General features: G+C 64.3%; 15 protein-coding genes and 1 tRNA gene. 4 read left to right on the forward strand and 12 right to left on the reverse strand.

Features of this window, described 5'->3' with window-relative positions:
* Window positions 1-159: 159 nt before the first annotated feature.
* The 4 genes from CXY83_RS09395 to prmC form a co-directional block, all read right to left on the reverse strand.
* Window positions 160-636: a hypothetical protein gene (locus CXY83_RS09395; protein WP_104197091.1), complete on the reverse strand. Its 477-nt coding sequence runs from the start codon at window positions 634-636 to the stop codon at window positions 160-162.
* Entirely contained in the window at window positions 633-1907 is a 1275-nt protein-coding gene (locus tag CXY83_RS09400) for an MraY family glycosyltransferase (RefSeq protein ID WP_104197092.1), read from the reverse strand. Before CXY83_RS09400 ends, CXY83_RS09395 begins: the two co-directional genes overlap by 4 nt.
* 3 nt (window positions 1908-1910) lie before the next feature.
* The gene (locus CXY83_RS09405; RefSeq protein ID WP_104197093.1) at window positions 1911-2747 is read right to left on the reverse strand and encodes an L-threonylcarbamoyladenylate synthase; all 837 of its coding nucleotides are present in this window, start codon (window positions 2745-2747) and stop codon (window positions 1911-1913) included.
* Window positions 2748-2827: 80 nt separating this feature from the next.
* Entirely contained in the window at window positions 2828-3712 is an 885-nt protein-coding gene (prmC, locus tag CXY83_RS09410; protein WP_104197094.1) for a peptide chain release factor N(5)-glutamine methyltransferase, read from the reverse strand.
* Window positions 3713-3817: 105 nt separating this feature from the next.
* On the opposite strand from prmC, the gene cysK reads away from it, so the two are divergent.
* Window positions 3818-4753 carry a cysteine synthase A gene (cysK, locus tag CXY83_RS09415; protein WP_104197165.1) on the forward strand — a complete coding sequence of 312 codons (936 nt, stop codon included), beginning with the start codon at window positions 3818-3820 and terminating at the stop codon, window positions 4751-4753.
* Window positions 4754-4774: 21 nt separating this feature from the next.
* Window positions 4775-5362, forward strand: a complete 588-nt coding sequence (epsC, locus tag CXY83_RS09420) for a serine O-acetyltransferase EpsC (protein WP_104197095.1) — start codon at window positions 4775-4777, stop codon at window positions 5360-5362.
* Between the two features lie 105 nt (window positions 5363-5467).
* Here epsC and prfA read toward each other — a convergent pair whose 3' ends face one another.
* The 8 genes from prfA to argS form a co-directional block, all read right to left on the reverse strand.
* Window positions 5468-6547 (reverse strand): peptide chain release factor 1, encoded by a 1080-nt coding sequence (gene prfA / locus CXY83_RS09425; protein ID WP_104197096.1) that lies wholly within the window; start codon window positions 6545-6547, stop codon window positions 5468-5470.
* A complete protein-coding gene (gene rho, locus CXY83_RS09430; RefSeq protein WP_255408752.1) occupies window positions 6547-9402 on the reverse strand; it encodes a transcription termination factor Rho in 2856 nt (951 codons plus the stop codon). The genes prfA and rho overlap by 1 nt, the downstream gene beginning before the upstream one ends.
* Before the next feature lie 284 nt (window positions 9403-9686).
* The gene (gene thrB, locus CXY83_RS09435) at window positions 9687-10634 is read right to left on the reverse strand and encodes a homoserine kinase (RefSeq protein ID WP_104197098.1); all 948 of its coding nucleotides are present in this window, start codon (window positions 10632-10634) and stop codon (window positions 9687-9689) included.
* Complete coding sequence (gene thrC, locus CXY83_RS09440) at window positions 10631-11758, reverse strand: threonine synthase (RefSeq protein WP_104197099.1); 1128 nt, start codon at window positions 11756-11758, stop codon at window positions 10631-10633. Before thrC ends, thrB begins: the two co-directional genes overlap by 4 nt.
* Entirely contained in the window at window positions 11758-13095 is a 1338-nt protein-coding gene (locus tag CXY83_RS09445) for a homoserine dehydrogenase (protein ID WP_233200736.1), read from the reverse strand. The genes thrC and CXY83_RS09445 overlap by 1 nt, the downstream gene beginning before the upstream one ends.
* On the reverse strand, window positions 13092-14504 hold the full coding sequence (gene lysA, locus CXY83_RS09450) for a diaminopimelate decarboxylase (protein WP_104197100.1): 1413 nt from the start codon (window positions 14502-14504) through the stop codon (window positions 13092-13094). The genes CXY83_RS09445 and lysA overlap by 4 nt, the downstream gene beginning before the upstream one ends.
* Before the next feature lie 137 nt (window positions 14505-14641).
* Window positions 14642-15403, reverse strand: coding sequence for a DUF2993 domain-containing protein (locus tag CXY83_RS09455; protein ID WP_104197101.1), 762 nt, complete (start codon window positions 15401-15403; stop codon window positions 14642-14644).
* A gap of 2 nt (window positions 15404-15405) precedes the next feature.
* Complete coding sequence (gene argS, locus CXY83_RS09460; protein ID WP_104197102.1) at window positions 15406-17082, reverse strand: arginine--tRNA ligase; 1677 nt, start codon at window positions 17080-17082, stop codon at window positions 15406-15408.
* Window positions 17083-17123: 41 nt separating this feature from the next.
* Here argS and CXY83_RS09465 point away from each other — a divergent pair, with 41 nt between their 5' ends.
* Both CXY83_RS09465 and CXY83_RS09470 read left to right on the forward strand, forming a co-directional pair.
* Complete coding sequence (locus tag CXY83_RS09465; protein WP_134573330.1) at window positions 17124-17798, forward strand: iron ABC transporter ATP-binding protein; 675 nt, start codon at window positions 17124-17126, stop codon at window positions 17796-17798.
* Between the two features lie 69 nt (window positions 17799-17867).
* Window positions 17868-17939 (forward strand) — tRNA-Arg (locus tag CXY83_RS09470).
* Window positions 17940-18313: the final 374 nt, after the last annotated feature.

Genomic DNA, 18313 nt, shown 5'->3' on the forward strand with positions numbered 1-18313 from the left:
TTTCGGGGCGGTGAGCTCTGCTCGCGCAACGACGAATGTGGGCAGGTTTACGACGCTAGAAAGCATGCGTAAGCCGGGGTGGGATCGGTATGTACTCTAGCAAAGATCAGGCGCGGAGCCGAATCGAGAGCAGGATCCGTGGGTGAATGGGTCGAAGGGCTAGTCGTCGACCGGGGCGGGGGGCAGGGTGACGTCGCCGACGTAGGGCATCCGGCTCTTCAACACCACGACAGCGTCGACGACGAGGGAACCCACGACGCCGGCGATGATGCAGAAGAACAGCACCATCGGTTGAATCCACTCGCGATCCTGCAACACCACGAGCAACACCAGGAACACCACAAACTTCAGCAACCAGCCGCCCATGATGATGCCGAAAAAGGCACCAATGGCTGATTCGTTTCCAGCGACGCGGTTGGCCAGCAGAATGCTGCCGGCCGTGACGCCCATGAAGACAACTGACATGAGCGTTCCGACCAGGGCGCTGATCACACCGGTGCCGCCATCGATGAGGTAGCCAATGACCGAACCCACCACGGCGATGGCGAGGGCGACATATCCCCCGTAGATCAGGATACGACGCAGCACGGGGATCGAGGTGGGCTGGGTAGCAACGGGTGGGGTGGCGCTGGTCATACGTTCTCCTCGGCAGGCGCCGCCGCGGAGGCGGTCGCTCGTGTCGTTGTTGGGACTGGTAGTGCTGTCGTGGGCGCAGCGGCCTCGTCAAGCGGGTCGAATTGGTGCAGTACTGCCATCTGCGCCGGTGCTGACTGACTGACCCATTCACCGGTCTTGCGGCGGCCGAGCGGGGCGAGCGTGACGATGGTGCAGATCAGCAGCGACGTAATCAGGAAGATGGTCGCGTACCAGGTCGGTAGGGCAAAATACACGGGAAGAATGTAATAAAGCAGGCACCCGATAGATGCTGCTGCTGTCCACCCGTAGAAGATCAATACGGCGTGCAGGTGGGAGTGTCCCATATCGAGCAGGCGGTGGTGCAAGTGTTTTCGATCAGCACTGAAGGGCGATTTACCGGCCCGCACCCTCCGGAACACGGCCAGTCCGAAGTCGAGCAGCGGAATGATCATGATCGCCACCGGCAACAGGAGGGGGATGAACGCCGGGAAGAGTTCTGAGCGGTTGATGGCGGTGGGGTCGATCTGGCCGGTGATCGCGATTGCGCTCGTGGCCATGAGCAGCCCGACCAGGAGTGCACCGGCATCGCCCATGAACATCTTGGCCGGATGCCAGTTCAATGGCAGGAACCCCACACAGGCGCCCACCAGGATGGCGGCGATGAGGGAGGCAAGGTTGAAGTAGTTGGTCGGTGACGTATCCCGAACGAGGAGATAGCTATAGAGAAAGAAAACACCGTTGGCGATCAGGGCCACGCCGGTGACGAGGCCGTCGAGGCCGTCGATGAAGTTGATCATGTTCATGACGACGACGATGGCGACGATCGTGACGACGATCGATATCCAGCCGCTCCACACCGTCAGTCCGCCGATCGGCAGGGAATAGATCTGTACGCCTTGCCAGGCAACGAGTCCGGCGGCAATGAATTGCCCAGCGAGCTTTGTCATCCAGTCGAGATCCCAGATGTCGTCGGCAACGCCGACGAGAACAATCAGAAGGGCAGCGCCGAGGATGGCCAGAATCTGCTGTGGGTCGGCAAAAACCATGCGCAGCGGGGCAAAGGGAGCCGAGATGAGATAGGCGACGCCGAAAGCCACGAGAATTCCGAGGAACATGGCGATGCCCCCGAGGCGCGGAGTGGGCCGGGTGTGTACGTCGCGTTCGCGAATTTTCGGGTACAGGTGGTACTTGTGGCTGAGCTTGTAAACCACGATCGACAGCACAAAGGTCACGATCGCTGAAACGAGCGCGAGGAGAAGAAAAAGGGTCATGGGCTACCGGCTGGCCTCCGTTCCGTCGTGCGCGTCTTCCGTGCTGTCATTCTGGGACGGGGCAGCGACGGATGGCGCAGCATCCGTTTCAGTCACTTCCGCCGGTGTACCGGGAATAGGAGGAACGGCCGCGAGCACGTCTCCCACGACGGCCGCGATTGCCTCGCGGGAAATGACGCCGCTGCGCACGATGTGCAGAAAACCACCGTTGACCTCGAAACTGGCGGCGTCCACTATCGTCGACGACCCGTCGCTGGTCTGGCTGAACACGTTTTCATAGGTGCTGCCGGCGGTTCCACCGTCGAGGTACACGTCGACGCTCTCGCCGAGCGCGGCTGCGGCGGACTGTGCATCAACGGTGGCAGCCATGCCGCTGAGGTTTGCGCTGGATACGGCGAGCGGGCCGGTCTGCGCGAGCAGGTCGAGCGCGACCTGGTTGCTTGGCATGCGAAGCGCCACGGTACCGCGGGTTTCGCCGAGATCCCAGACCAGCGACGGCTGGGCATTGACGATGACGGTGAGTCCGCCGGGCCAGAACGCTGCGACCAGGTCGCGCACCGGCTGCGGCACGTCCACGGCGAGGGCGTCGAGGGCGGCGATGCCGGGGATGAGCACCGGCGGCGGCGACTGCCGGCTTCGGCCCTTCGCGTCGAGGAGCAGCTGAACTGCTTCGGGGTTGAATGCGTCAGCAGCAACGCCATAGACCGTGTCGGTGGGGATGACGACGAGCGCCCCGCGTCCGATGGCCGTGCGAGCCAGCGCGATGTGCGCCTGGTAGTTTTCGCTCGTGTTTGTCTCGCTCGCGTGCGAGTCACTCGTGCAATCGTATATGCGTGTCATTTCCGGCAATCCTAACCCAGTGTGGTTGTGAAGAACGGATGCGCAGGCCATACATCTCAACGGTGCATGGCGCGTATTGATTAGGGTCGAAGTGCTGTCGTGGCCCGGTCTCGACTGGTGTAGTCGCGGTGGGTGGCCGGGGCACGCCAGCCACCGATCGCCAGCAACTCCCTAATTGCTGCACCCTGCAGCTCGCCGTGCTCGATCACGAGCACCCCACCGGGGCGCAGAAGCCGAAGACCTGTTGCCGACACGCTGCGGACCACGTCGAGGCCGTCTGGGCCTCCAAACAGGGCGTGGGCGGGGTCGAACAGACGCACCTCGGGATCGCGGGGAATTGCATCGGCTGGAATATACGGCGGATTGGAGATGACGACGGCAACCGTACCGTCGAGTTCCGCGAACGCGTCCGCGAGGTCACCGAAGGTGAGGAAGGCGTTTTCGGCGGCCACCTCTTCGAAATTTCGAGTGGTCCAGGGAAAGGCCTCCGGCGAGTTCTCAATCGCGAAAATGCGTGCGTGGGGCACCTCGGTGGCCAGGGCCAACGCGATCGCGCCGCTCCCGGTGCCCAGGTCAATGCCGATCGGCTGTGGATCGGGCATGGACCGAAGGGCATCGATGGCGAACTGAGCGACCTGTTCGGTTTCAGGCCGTGGCACGAAGACGCCGGGACCCACGTTCAACGACAGCGACCGGAACGGGGCCCGCCCCGTGATGTGCTGCAGTGGTTCGCGCGTGCTGCGACGGGCCAGCAGGGTCTCAATGGTGGCGGCATCCACTGGGCTGATCGGTCGATTCAGGATGCTGCCAGCCTGAACTTCGCCACGGCTCTGGCCGAGCACGTGACCGATCAGTAGATCGGCGTCAACCTCGGCGTCGGTGACCCCGGCCGCGGCAAGCAGGTTGATCGCTCGGTTTCGCAGGGAAGTCACGGTGGCTGGCAGGGCAGAATCTGAAGAAGGCACGTAGTGAAATGTAACGCACCAGGAGGTTTTCGGTCGAGAGACCTAGGCTGGAGTTGGCCCTCACACCGAATTTCACCGAATGAAAACCGAATGAAAGTTGCCCTCGTGCCCAAGATCTACTCCGACATCACCGAAGCCGTTGGCCGGACTCCCCTTGTCAAACTGAACCGTTTGACCGCCGGCCTCGGTGCAACAGTGCTTGCGAAGCTCGAGTTTTACAACCCGTCCAGCAGCGTGAAGGACCGCATCGGCGTTGCAATCATCAACGCAGCGGAGAAGGACGGTTCGCTCAAGCCGGGTGGGACCATCGTAGAAGCGACCAGTGGCAATACGGGTATCGCCCTCGCCATGGTCGGCGCGGCCCGCGGTTACTCCGTCATTCTGGCCATGCCCGAAACGATGAGCAAGGAACGCCGTGTCATGATGCGGGCGTACGGCGCCGAGATCGTACTGACCTCCGGTGCCGATGGCATGCGCGGAGCAGTCGAAAAGGCCGCCGAGATCGTCGCAAACACGCCGGGCGCCGTACTGGCCAGCCAGTTCACGAACCCGGCCAACCCGGCCATTCACCGAGCGACCACCGGGGTCGAGATCTGGGACGACACCGAGGGCACGGTCGACATCCTCGTCGCTGGCATCGGTACCGGCGGGACCCTCTCGGGCACTGGCGGCTACCTCAAGGAGCGGAAGCCGGATCTCAAGGTCGTCGGTGTCGAGCCGATCGACTCCCCCATCCTCACGGGCGGCAAGCCTGGCCCGCACAAGATTCAGGGCCTCGGCGCCAACTTCGTGCCGGAAACCCTCAACCGCAGCATCTACGATTCGATCACCGACGTGACCCTGGCCGACTCGCTCTCCACGGCCCGCATACTCGGCACAGACGAGGGCATCCTTGGCGGAATCTCCGGCGGCGCCGCCGTCTGGGCAGCGCTCGAGCAGGCCAAGTTGCCCGAGAACGCCGGCAAGACGATCGTCGTCATCATTCCCGGCTTTGGCGAACGGTACATCTCGACCGTGCTGTACGAAGACCTGCTGGACTAAGCGGACGTCGTCTGCCCCTCAATGAATCCTTTCCTGCGCCTGCGCGAAGACATCCAGGCAGCGCGCACCCACGACCCCGCCGCGCGCAGCAACACCGAGGTATTCCTTGCCTACAGTGGGTTGCACGCGGTCTGGTCGTATCGGGTTGCGAACCGCTTGTGGCGTGCCGGGTTGCATCTTCCCGCCCGTTTACTGTCCCAGGTGAGCCGGTCTCTGACCGGGATTGAGATTCACCCCGGCGCGACGATCGGGCGCCGACTGTTCATCGACCACGGTATGGGAGTCGTGATCGGGGAGACGGCGGTGCTCGGCGATGACGTGATGCTGTACCACGGGGTGACGCTGGGCGGCAAGAGCCGTCACGGGCATGCGCGGGGGGTGCGGCGGCATCCGTTTCTCGATGACGGCGTGACTGTAGGGGCCGGCGCCAAGGTGCTCGGCCCGATCACCATCGGGGCCTGGAGCACGATCGGGTCCAACGCCGTCGTGACCAAGGATTCTCCGCCGCGGTCGCTCTTAGTGGGCGTACCGGCGACGATTCGCCCGCAAACGCCAGCAACGGTCGAATCAGCCCGCGGAGGCAACCTCGAGCCCGAGTACTACCTCTAGTCCGCGCCAGTCCCCGCAGCACACCGGGCCCAGGCCCAAAACGTCGGCCCAGTTTGCAGACTGGGCCGACGTTTTGGGCCTGGGCCCGGTTCGTAGAGTGGGGTACTACTCGGGGTCTCCGAGCTCGGCCAGACGGGTCTCTTCGTCGGCGTGGATGCAGGAGTCGATGACGGCGCCGAGGGCGCCGTTCATGACGGCGTCGAGGTTGTATGCCTTGTAGCCGGTGCGGTGGTCCGCGATGCGATTCTCCGGAAAGTTGTATGTGCGGATGCGCTCGGAACGATCCATGGTGCGAATCTGACCCTTGCGCACGAGGCTCGCCGCCGCATCGATCTCTTCCTGCTGGCGCGCCAGGACCCGGGCCCGCAGAACGCGCATGCCGGCTTCCTTGTTTTGCAGCTGCGACTTCTCGTTCTGCATCGCGACGACGATTCCGGTCGGGAGGTGGGTGATCCGCACGGCCGAGTCGGTCGTGTTGACCGACTGTCCACCAGGGCCACTCGAGCGGTACACGTCGATCTTGAGATCGTTCGGGTGCAGCTCGACCTCTTCGGGTTCGTCGACCTCGGGAAAGACGAGGACGCCGGCCGCAGAGGTGTGGATGCGTCCCTGCGACTCCGTCGCCGGCACCCGCTGCACGCGGTGCACGCCGCCCTCATACTTCAGGTGCGCCCACACGCCCTCGGCCGGGTCACTCGAATTGCCCTTGATCGCGAGCTGAATATCTTTGATGCCGCCGAGGTCGCTCGAGGTCTGCTCGATAATCTCGGTCTTCCAGCGATTTGACTCGGCGTAGTGCAGGTACATGCGCAGCAGATCGGCGGCGAACAGAGCCGATTCGGCACCGCCCTCCCCCATCTTGATCTCCATGATCACGTCGCGGGCGTCGAGTTCGTCGCGCGGAATCAGCAGGCGTCGCAGCTTTTCAGCAGTGACGTCAAGCTGTTCCACCAGATCCGGAATTTCTTCGGCGAAGGCAGCATCTTCATCGGCGAGCTCACGAGCGGCTTCAAGGTTATCGTCAACCTCTTTCCACTCGTGATACGCCGCGATGATGCGGCTCAACTCGGCATAGCGCCGGTTGACCTTCTTCGAACGGGCCGGATTCGCGTGCAGCTCCGGATCCGCCAACTGCGACTGCAGGTCGTCGTGCTCGGCCAGCAGCGTGAGGACGGATTCGAACATTACTTGTCCTTGTCTGACCCGTTCAGGGTCGGCATCGACTTCTGAACCTGCATGAGGAATTCAACGTTCGACGACGTCTCCTTGAGACGGCCGAGGATGAGCTCGAGAGCTTGCTGCTGCTCGAGCCCGGCGAGGGCGCGACGTAGCTTCCAAGTGACCTTCACTTCATCGGGGCTCATCAGCATCTCTTCGCGACGGGTGCCCGATGCGTTCACATCCACGGCGGGGAAAATACGCTTGTCGGCCAGCTGGCGCGACAGACGCAGTTCCATGTTGCCGGTGCCCTTGAATTCCTCGAAGATGACCTCGTCCATTTTGGAGCCGGTCTCCACGAGCGCGGAGGCGAGAATGGTGAGCGAGCCACCGTTTTCAATGTTGCGCGCCGCACCGAAGAATCGCTTCGGCGGATACAGAGCGGATGCGTCGACGCCGCCGGACAGGATTCGACCCGAGGCCGGGGCCACGAGGTTGTAGGCGCGGCCGAGGCGGGTGATCGAGTCAAGCAGCACGACGACATCGTGGCCCAGCTCGACCAGACGCTTGGCACGCTCGATGGCGAGCTCAGCGACGGTGGTGTGGTCTTCGGCAGGACGGTCGAAGGTGGAGGCGATGACCTCACCCTTCACCGTGCGCTGCATGTCGGTGACCTCTTCGGGCCGCTCATCGACCAGAACGACCATGAGGTGAACCTCGGGGTTGTTGGTGGCGATGGCGTTGGCGATCTGCTGCATGACGATGGTCTTGCCGGCCTTGGGCGGTGCGACGATCAGGCCGCGCTGGCCCTTGCCGATCGGAGCGACGAGGTCGATGATGCGCTGCGTGAGTTTGCCCGGCTCGGTCTCAAGGCGCAGGCGCTCCGTCGGGTACAGCGGGGTGAGCTTGTGGAAGTCAACGCGGGTGGCAGCCTCCTCAACGGTTTGACCGTTGATCGAGTCGACCTTGACGATGGCGTTGTACTTCTGACGACCGGACTGGTCACCCTCGTGCGGCTGGCGAATGGAGCCGACAACGGCGTCACCCTTGCGCAGGTTGTACTTCTTGACCTGACCGAGCGACACGTAGACGTCGCTCGCACCGGGCAGATAGCCCGAGGTGCGCACGAACGCGTAGTTGTCGAGCACGTCCAGAATTCCGGCAACGGGAATGAGTACGTCATCATCGTTGACCTCGGGTTCGAAGTCGTCACCCTGGTTCGGGCCGCGACGCTTGCGGTCACGATACCGGTTGCGGTTGCCGCGGCCATTCAGGTCGTCGTCGAGCCGATCGGGTCCCTGGTTGCGATCCTGGCCACGATCGTTCTGTCCCTGGTTGCGATCCTGGCCACGATCGTTCTGTCCCTGGTTGCGATCCTGGCCACGATCGTTCTGTCCCTGGTTGCGATCCTGGCCACGATCGTTCTGTCCCTGGTTGCGATCCTGGCCACGATCGTTCTGTCCCTGGTTGCGATCCTGGCCACGATCGTTCTGTCCCTGGTTGCGATCCTGGCCACGATCGTTCTGTCCCTGGTTGCGATCCTGGCCACGATCGTTCTGTCCCTGGTTGCGATCCTGGCCACGATCGTTCTGTCCCTGGTTGCGATCCTGGCCACGATCGTTCTGTCCCTGGTTGCGATCCTGGCCACGATCGTTCTGTCCCTGGTTGCGATCCTGGCCACGATCGTTCTGTCCCTGGTTGCGATCCTGGCCACGATCGTTCTGTCCCTGGTTGCGATCCTGGCCACGATCGTTCTGTCCCTGGTTGCGATCCTGGCCACGATCGTTCTGTCCCTGGTTGCGGTCGGCTTGCGCCTGGGCGCGCTCCTGGTTACGTTCTTGATTGCGCTCGTTGCGGGCCTGACGCTGGCTCTGCGCCCGGGTCATACCCTCGTCGTTCGTGCCGTTCTGGTTGCGGTCGCTCTGGTTGCGGTCGCTCTGGCCGCGGTCATTCTGGGTCTGGGTGTTCTGGCTCTGGTCAGCCTGGTTACGATCAGCACCCTGCGCACGGTCAGCACCGCGGCTCCGGCTGCGGCTTCGCCCCTGACGGGGTGCTGCGGAATCGTTTGCCTGATCGTTTGCCTCGTCGGCTGAATCGGTGAAATCGCCAGCTTCGGGAGCTTCGACGACGACATCGGTTGGCTCGGCGGGCGACTCAGCGGGCAACTCGGCAGCTGCGCGCTGCGACGAAGCACGCCGGGATGGACGTCGAGCGGGTGGCGTGTTCTCGACGGATGCCTCAACCGGCGCATCAGCCGGCGCATCGGAGGAGTCAACGACGACAGCGCCCGCGTCATCGCGGTGAACGGGTGAGACCTGCACGCGCTTGCGTGCCTGCCGAACCGGCTTGTCGGTGTCCGGTGTGGCGGTTGCAGCTTCGTCAACGGTGGGAGCGAGGGCGTTGGATGCCACCGCGCCACGGGCATTGCGTGCGATCCGCGAGCCGGCTGCCGGAGCATCGGGCAGGATGATACCGAATCCGGTGCTGGCGTCGGCATTGACGTGGGACTTGGCGGGAGCGGCGGTGGAGGTGCTGGCACGACGGGGCGCACGCTTGCGCGGAACCGTCTCGAGTGCCTCAGCGAGACTCGCGATCGGTGCGCTCTCGAGAGCAGCCTCGACCGGAGCAGGCTCAACTACCGGAGCAGGGTCGACCGGAGCAGGCTCAACCGGTGCAGGCTCGACTACCGAAGCAGACTCAACCGGAGCAGCGCCGCTCGTGCCGGCCTGGGCCGTTTCGATTGCAACGACGAGTTCGCCTTTACGAAGTTTGGAAGCGCCGGGGATTTTCAGTTCGAGGGCCAGAGCCTGAAGCTCAGACACGCGAAGGGTGCTCAGGCGGGGAAGATCCGAGCCGGTGGCGCGGAGGTTGACATCAGTCACGAAGGGGGTTCCTTTCCCCTGCCGAACAAAAATTCAGGCCAGGAGAGATGTATGCAGCGACGAACGCGCTGCGGGTGATCCAATCCGACAGTGGAGGGGATTGGTGTAAACACACACAGCTACGCACGAAATCGCAATAGCAGTGAGGTACAGGGAATGCACCGGAGAAGATGTCGCCATGGGCGGTTTCTATCGGGTGCGCTACAACCATAGCACTTCTGCACCAGTCGAACCGCCAGTCGGGCCGACGTGCACGCGGCAGGTCGGCCCGATCAGAATGCCCGTTACGCGGCGTTCTCCGCGGTGAGCGGATGCACGGTTGCACCCTGAACGTCGACGGCCAGCATCAGGGAACGCCACGGGGTATCGGATTTGCTCGCAACGAGTTCGGCCGCCACCAAACGCTGGCCCGGGTCGCTCGCCAGCACGAGAATGGATGGCCCGGCACCGGACACGACGGCGGCGAAGCCGGCGGCGCGCAGCAGGGTGATGAGTTTGTTCGTCTCCGGCATGGCGGCTGCGCGGTAGCTCTGGTGCAGCTTGTCCTCGGTCGCAGCGAGCAACAATTCCGGACTCTGGATCAACGCAGCGATGAGCAGAGCGGAACGCGACAGGTTGAAGACGGCATCCTCGTGCGGCACCGAGGCCGGCTGCAGGCTACGCGCAAGGGCGGTGGACATCTCCTGCTCGGGCACGAAAACCAGCGGCTTCACGCCGCGATGCACCATGAGCTTCTTGTGACGCGGTCCCTCCGGGGTGGTCCAGGCAATGGTCAGGCCGCCGAACAGCGCCGGAGCGACGTTGTCGGGGTGACCTTCCATCTCGGTGGCGAGCACGAGCAACATTTCGGCATCGATGTCGACGATACCCTCGAGCAGGCCTTTCGCCGCCATGATGCCCGACACGATCGCGGCGCCCGATGAACCCAAGCCACGCCCGTGCGGGATGACGTTGTGCGCGACTATGTTGAGCCCGGGCATGGGCTGGCCGACGGCGGCAAAGGCGTGGGCGATGGCGCGCACGACGAGGTTGCTCTCGTCGGTGGGAACCACACCGGCGCCGACACCGTGCACCTCGACGGACACGCCGGGAACGCTTCGCACGGTCACCTCGAGCTGGTCATATTTCGCCAGCGCCAAGCCGAGAGTGTCGAAGCCGGGGCCGAGGTTGGCCGTTGTAGCCGGAACCTGCACCGAGACTGCGCGGCCGATCAACGAGACCGGGCTGCTCATGCCTTAGCCAGGCCGAGCACGCTGGCGATTTCGGCGGTGTCGACCGGAACAATGGTCGGTGCAACGTCGGAGCCGTCGGCGGTACGCAGCGCCCACTGCGGGTCCTTCAAACCGTGGCCGGTCACGGTGATGACCACGGTCGAACCCCGGGGAATAAATCCGGCTTCGGCACGCTCCAGCAGGCCGGCGACACCGATAGCGGATGCCGGTTCCACGAAAATTCCGACCTCGGCCGAGAGGATGCGGTGGGCTTCGAGAATTTTCGCGTCGGTTATGGCACCGAAGTAGCCGTCGCTCTGCTCACGTGCGCTCAGCGCGAGGTCCCAGGACGCCGGGTTGCCGATGCGGATGGCGCTCGCAATGGTGTCGGGGTGATCGACGCGGTGGCCGAGCACAATCGGGGCGCTGCCAGAAGCCTGGAAGCCGAACATGCGCGGCAGCTTCGTGGTGGCGCCGCGAGCAACCTCTTCGCTGTAACCACGAAAATAGGCCGTGTAATTGCCGGCGTTGCCGACCGGAACGAATTGAAAGTCGGGAGCGTCACCGAGCACCTCGACGACCTCGAACGCGGCCGTCTTCTGGCCCTCGATGCGATCGGGGTTGACCGAGTTGACCAGGTGTACCGGGTAGTTTGTGGCGAGGTCGCGGGCGATATCGAGGCAGTCGTCGAAGTTGCCCTGCACTTGCAGCAGCTGCGCGTTGTGCGCGACGGCCTGGCTGAGCTTGCCCATGGCGATCTTGCCCTCCGGCACGAGCACTGCGGCGGTGATGCCAGCGTGGGCGGCATAGGCCGCAGCAGAGGCGCTGGTGTTGCCGGTCGAGGCGCAGATGACCGCTTTCGCGCCGTCTTCCATGGCCTTGGAGATGGCCATGGTCATGCCGCGGTCTTTAAACGAACCGGTCGGGTTCATACCCTCGAACTTGATCCAGACCTTGGCGCCGGTGCGGGCAGAGAGTGCTGCGGCTGGAATCAGCGGTGTTCCGCCCTCACCCATAGTGATGATCGGGGTCGCGGCCGAGATATTCAGCCGGTCGGAGTATTCATTCAGCACCCCGCGCCATTGGCGGCTGACAATCGCGCCGGGCTTGGTCAGGTTGGCACTGGTCTCGCTTGGGCTAAACATCAGACTCCTTCAACTCTCAAAACGGATGCGACTTCGCTGACGACACTATTGGTGGCCAGATCATGCACGGTGGCGGCGAGTGCGGCCTCCGTTGCGTCATGGGTCCCAATGACTAGGGTAGCCGTGGCTGAGCGGGCTGCGCGACTCTTCGTCGCCACCACGGCCGGTGTCATGGATTGTTCCACGAGCGCCAACGAGACCTTGCGTTTGCTGAACACGCTCGCGATGGTCGCGAGCACGCCGGGTTCGTCGGTGACCTCGAGGGTGACCGCGTAGCGTGTGGTGACCCGGCCGATGTCGAACACGGGCAGCGCAGCGTAGCTCGATGCGGCGACTCCCGGCCCTCCGGCGACATGACGCCTGGCAATGGAGACGACGTCGCCGAGCACGGCCGACGCCGTCTCCACTCCCCCGGCTCCAGCTCCGTAGAACATGAGACTGCCGGCGGATTCCGCTTCGACGAAGACGGCATTGTTCGCGCCGTGTACCGCGGCGAGCGGATGGCTGCGCGGCACCATCGCCGGGTAGACCCGTGCCGACACCCCGTCCACGCCATTCTCGTCTGTGACGCGTTCGCAGATGGCCAGCAGCTTCACGACGTAGCCGGCCTTGCGCGCCGACTCGATCTGCGCGGAGGTGACCGAGGTGATGCCCTCGCGATAGACGGATGCCAGCGGAACCGTCGTATGAAACGCCAGACTCGCCAGAATGGCCGCTTTCTGCGCCGCGTCGTAGCCCCCGATGTCGGCGGTCGGATCGGCCTCTGCGTAACCGAGCGCGGTCGCCTCGGCCAGCGCGTCTTCGAGACTGGACCCTTCGGTGTCCATCCGGTCGAGAATGAAGTTGGTGGTGCCGTTGACGATGCCAAGGATTCGCTTGATCTGGTCTCCAGCGAGGCTTTCCCGCAGCGGGCGCACGATGGGAATGGCCCCGGCGACCGCGGCCTCGTAGTTGATCTGGGCGCCGACCTGGTTCGCGGCCGCGAACAGTTCGGATCCGTGGAGGGCGAGGAGCGCCTTGTTGGCGGTGACAACATCCGCTCCACTGCTGATCGCGAGCAGAATGTGGCTGCGGGCCGGCTCGATGCCGCCCATCAGTTCGATAACGATGTCGGCGCTGAGGATGAGTTCCTCAGCGTTGGTCGTGAACAGTTCGCGGGGCAGGTCGACAGAGCGCTCCGCGTTGACATCGCGCACCGCGATACCGACCAGTTCGAGCGTGGCCCCGACGCGGTTGGCCAGCTCGGGACCCTGTTCCAGCAGCAGTCGGGCGACCTGGGCGCCGACGGATCCACCGCCGAGGAGGGCTACGCGCAGATTGCGGTATTCGATCTTCACGATTGTCCTCCGTTGGAGGGCTGCTGCGCCCCGGTGTCCCGCGCGAGCAGGTCGGCAATCGTCTCGCCGCGCACGAGCACGCGGGCTGTGCCGCCGAGTACGGCGATGACGGGCGCACGACCCTGAAAGTTGTAGTTGTTGGAGAGCGCCCAGCAGTACGCGCCGGTGGCAGGTACAGCGAGCAGGTCGCCGGGGGTCACATCACCGGGTAGATAGTCGGCATCGACCACGATGTCGCCGCTCTCGCAGTGTTTGCCGGCGATGCGCACGAGCACCGGCTGAGCGGTCGACGCACGATCGGCCAGGCGTACAGCATAATCGGCGCCATAGAGGGCGGGGCGCACGTTATCGCTCATTCCACCGTCGACGCTCACGTAGAGCCGCGAGGTGCCGGAGATATCGACGGTCTTGGTCGTGCCGACGCGGTAGAGGCTCATGCCGGCGCGACCGATGATGACGCGCCCGGGTTCGAACGCGACGACCGGCAGCGGAATGTTCAGCCGCGCGCACTCGGTGGCGACGATGTCGGCCAGGGCGACGGCCAGCTCGCGAATCGGGGTGGGTTCGTCAGCACTCGTGTAGGCAATGCCGAAGCCGCCGCCAAGGTTGAGCTCGGGTATCGGGCCGTCGGCGAGCAGAGCGGCGTGCACATCGAGCAGCCGTGCAGCCGACTCGGCGAATCCGTCAGCACCGAAGATCTGCGAGCCGATGTGGCAGTGCAGGCCGACGAAATTGAGGGCTGGCTCGGCGCGAATACGTGCGACGAGCTTCGGAGCGTCGGTGAGTACGATGCCGAATTTCTGGTCTTCGTGCGAGGTAGCCAAAAAATTGTGGGTGTGGGCGTGCACACCACTGTTCACGCGCAGGCGCACGTTCTGCACCCGGCCGTTGCGGGTGGCGGCTTCGGCAACGCGACCGATTTCAACCTCGCTGTCGATCACGATCGTGCCGACTCCGACCCTCGTGGCTTGGTCGAGCTCGGCCAGTGACTTGTTATTGCCGTGAAAGCCGAGCCGGGCCGGATCGGCGCCGCCGGCCAGTGCGACGGCGAGTTCTCCGCCACTGCACACATCGATGTTGAGGCCGGCAGCGATCATCCAGCGCACCACCTCGGTCGAGAGAAAAGCCTTCCCCGCGTAATACACCTTGGCGCTCGTGCCGATACGGGCGAACTCGGCCTGGAACACGGCGAGCAACTCGGCGGCGCTCGTGCGGGCATCTTCTTCGTCGATGACATAGAGGGGCGTGCCGAATTCGGCGGCAAGGGCCGTGGCACTGACCCCGCCGACGACGAGTTCGCCGGTGCTGGTGCGGGTAGCGGACGTGGGCCAGAGACCGGGCGCGAGCGCATTGGCGTCGGCGGGAACGCGCAACCAGTCGGGCGCCAGCGGATTCGGTGCAGATGTCACGGGAGGTACCTCACGAGAGTCGAAGGGGAGTCTCAGCGAGCGAACCCGGATTGGTCCCTGAAGCCGGAAAATGTGCCAGCCCGGGTGAACGAGCGTGCCTGGCTACGATTCTACCGTCGCGAGTGGCGAGGTTCGAATTAGCCGGCGCAGCTGCCGAGGGTGGTCAGCGACTGCGCGGTGAGCATGAGAGTGCTCGACTCCAGCGTAACGCGTGCCCGCTCGGGCGAAATATCGACGCCACTCACTTCGACTCCTTCGGGCAGGTAACTCGCAACGCAGACCGCGATCGGTGCCTGCTGCAGGATCAGGTTCACGAGGGGTGTCGCGTCGATGTCGCCGACACCGCTCGTCACGGTGGCTTCGGTGGGAGTGAAGTTCAGGGTGTCGCCGGCGGCGCTGGCCGTGGCCGTGGCGCTGTAGCCGACGTTGAACTCGAACAACTTCACCGTGCCGGTGTACGCCACCGTGCCGTCGCCGAGGGTCATCACAGCGTCGGCGGGCGCGGTGCCGGAAGCCCGCACCAGTTGATTGACCGCGTCCTGATCGAGGTCGAGCGTAGCGGTGAGCGAGCCAATGGCCTTGGCGGTGTTCGTCGACACATCGTGGGCGATCACGTGAACGGATGCCGGCACTCCGTCGACCGCCAGGTTCGGCGCGGTCAGCTCAATCTCATCGAAGTTGCCGGCGATGAACTGCGCAATGACGGAGGTACCGCCGATGGTGACGGTGATGTCGCCGGTCACGGAAGCGGGCATCCGGTTGCTGATTTCGACTTCGGCGCGGTCCTGCGCGAACGCACGCACGCCGCTGTCGATGAGGAAATAGGCGACGACCAGCAGAATCGCGAGTACGCCGACGATGATCAGCGGAACGAGGCCGCGACGCTTGGTTTTTGCCATGATTACATGCGCTCCGGGGCGCTGACGCCGAGCAGGCCCAGGCCGTTGCGGATCACTTGGCCGGTCGCGTCGTTCAGCCACAAACGGGTGCGGTGCAGGTCGGTGACCGGTTCTTCACCGAGCGGAATGACGCGGCAGTTGTCGTACCAGCGGTGGTAGTAGCCGGCGACCTCCTCGATGTAGCGGGCGACGCGGTGCGGCTCCCGCAGTTGCGCGGCCTGCGCGACGACGCGCGGGAATTCCTGCAGCACGCCCAGCAGCGCGGATTCGCTGTCGTGCACGAGCAGTTCCGGGGCGAAGACGGAGCGTTCGACACCGCTGGCGGCAGCATTGCTGGCGACCGAGCAGGTGCGGGCGTGGGCGTACTGCACATAGAAGACGGGGTTGTCGTTGGTGCGTTTGCCCAGCAGGTCGAGGTCGATGTCGAGCTGCGAGTCGCTGTTCGAGCGCACCAGGGCGTAGCGGCCGGCGTCGACACCGACGGCGTCGACGAGGTCGTCGAGGGTGACGATGGTGCCGGCCCGCTTACTCATGCGCACCGGTTCGCCGTCTTTGAGCAAATTGACCATCTGACCGATCAGAATCTGCAGGTTCACGCCGGGCTCGTCGCCGAAGGCGGAGACCATGGCCATCATGCGGCCGACGTAGCCGTGGTGGTCGGCGCCGAGCATGATCAGGCACTGGTCGAATCCGCGTTCGCGCTTGTCGAGGTAGTAGCCGAGGTCGCCTGAGATGTAGGCGGGCTCGCCATTGGAGCGGATGATCACCCGGTCTCGATCATCACCGAAGGTGGTCGTGCGCAGCCAGATCGCGCCGTCCGCTTCGAAGATGTGGCCCTGTTCGCGCAGGCGATCGATGGCGCGGTCGACGGCGCCGGATTCGTGCAGCGAATCCTCGTGAAAGTACACGTCGAAGTCGACGCCGAAGCCGTGCAGTTTGTCTTTGATCTCGGTGAACATCAGGTCGACGCCGATCGAGCGAAACACTTCCTGCTGTTCATCGCGGGGAAGGGCTGCGACGTCACCGTCGTACTTAGCGAGTACGTTGGCCGCAATATCGCCGATGTACGCTCCGCCGTAACCGTCCTCCGGGGTGGGTTCGCCGAGGTAGCTGGCGAGCACACTGCGGGCGAAGCGGTCAATCTGCGAACCGTGGTCGTTGAAGTAGTACTCACGGGTCACGTCGGCGCCCTCGGCTGCCAGCACGCGGGCCAGGCTGTCGCCGACCGCGGCCCAGCGCACGCCGCCCATGTGAATGGGGCCGGTGGGGTTGGCCGAAACGAATTCGAGGTTGATTTTGAGACCGTCATACAGGTGGCCGGTGCCGTAGACCGAGCCCTGGTCGACGATGGTTTTGGCGAGCGCACCGGCCGCCGCCGCTTCGAGACGAATGTTGATGAAGCCAGGGCCGGCAATTTCGACGGATGAGACATCCGCCAGCTGTTCGAGACCGGCAGCTAATTCGGCCGCGATTTCACGCGGGTTGGTGCCGAGAGGTTTGGCGATCTTCAGCGCGATGCTCGAGGCCCAATCGCCGTGGTCGCGGTTGCGTGGTCGTTCGACAGCCACGTCGGCGAGGGTGAGTCCAAGGTCTACCCCTGCCGTGTCAGCCTCGCGTCGGCGTTCGCTGACGCCCTGGATGAGGTTGAAAAGGGACTGGGAGAGTTCGGCGGGAGTCACTACATAATCGTACCGGCCCGTCCTGTTGGTAAGGTCAACGCGTGACTGATACACGCGTCTACCCCTCTTTTGCTCGTACCGCTGCACGCACCGGCGGAGCGTCCACACGCCGCCGTGCCGGGCTGATGCTTACCGGCGGAGCACTGTTCGCCCTCCTTTTGGCTGGCTGCAGCGCAGGAGGCGAACCGACGCCGACGAATTCTGCGGTCGCGACGAGCGGTGCATCCGCTGACCCGACGACGAGCGCTGAGCCGGCGTCGTCTCCGACCCCGACACCGGAAGCGACCGGCGCTCCGATCACGCAGATCTGTGGTGACCTTCTCACCCTGCAGGATGTCTACGATTTCAACCCGAATTACGGCTCCGCCCCGGATTATTCGCCGACCGCTGACGGTCTGGCCGCGACTGCAGCAACCTACAACGGACTGACCTGCGGCTGGTCGAACCAGACCAGCGGCGAGCTCATCGAGGTCTCGGTCGTGGCCCCCAACGATGTGTTGATGGCCGCGCTCAAGCAGCAAGCGGATGCCGACAGCCAGGCCGTGCCGACCTACGGCACCCCGCCCACCGTGGACGGCTTCTTCACCTACTCCGGCGGCAGCGGCCAGGCGCAGGTGTTCACCGGAACCTACTGGATCACCCTGAGCACCCCCGCATTCGGTGAGCCCGGAGACGCTGAGGGTCTCCTCTCGGTGATTCTCGCGCACCTCGGGTAGCGGATGCTGGCAGCCCGGCCCGGATGGCTCATCGCAACCGGCCCATGATGCTAACCTTGAATCACCCTGGCCCCCATAGCTCAGGGGATAGAGCACTGCCCTCCGGAGGCAGGGGCGGCAGTTCGAATCTGCCTGGGGGCACAGTTGTCACGTGCCACGCTAATTCGGACTTCTGCCACGCAGCTCGGACAAGCCGCAGCTTTAGTCTTCTGATATGAGCAGCTGGCCATATTCTTGTCCTCTGACGCGACGCCTAGACTCCGTTGTCAGGCCGGGGAGTTGTGCGTCGGCAAGCCCGCGCGCGAGCGGATCGAACTAGGAAATTTGCAAGGTTGCGTTGATTCTGTGCGCACGTTCTGCCATCGCTAGCTGGCGCCGTCGCCCGTCTCGACACCGGATCGGTCTGGCGTTAGCCCTAGGAAGCGTGCCCGGCCCTAGAAGGCGGCGCGGGATATTCCGAAAGCGCGCGCGACCTACGCCGTTGTCTCGACACCTTCGGTGAGCCGCTGGGCATA

The sequence above is a fragment of the Cryobacterium sp. M15 genome (assembly GCF_002929675.1).
Taxonomy (GTDB): domain Bacteria; phylum Actinomycetota; class Actinomycetes; order Actinomycetales; family Microbacteriaceae; genus Cryobacterium; species Cryobacterium lyxosi.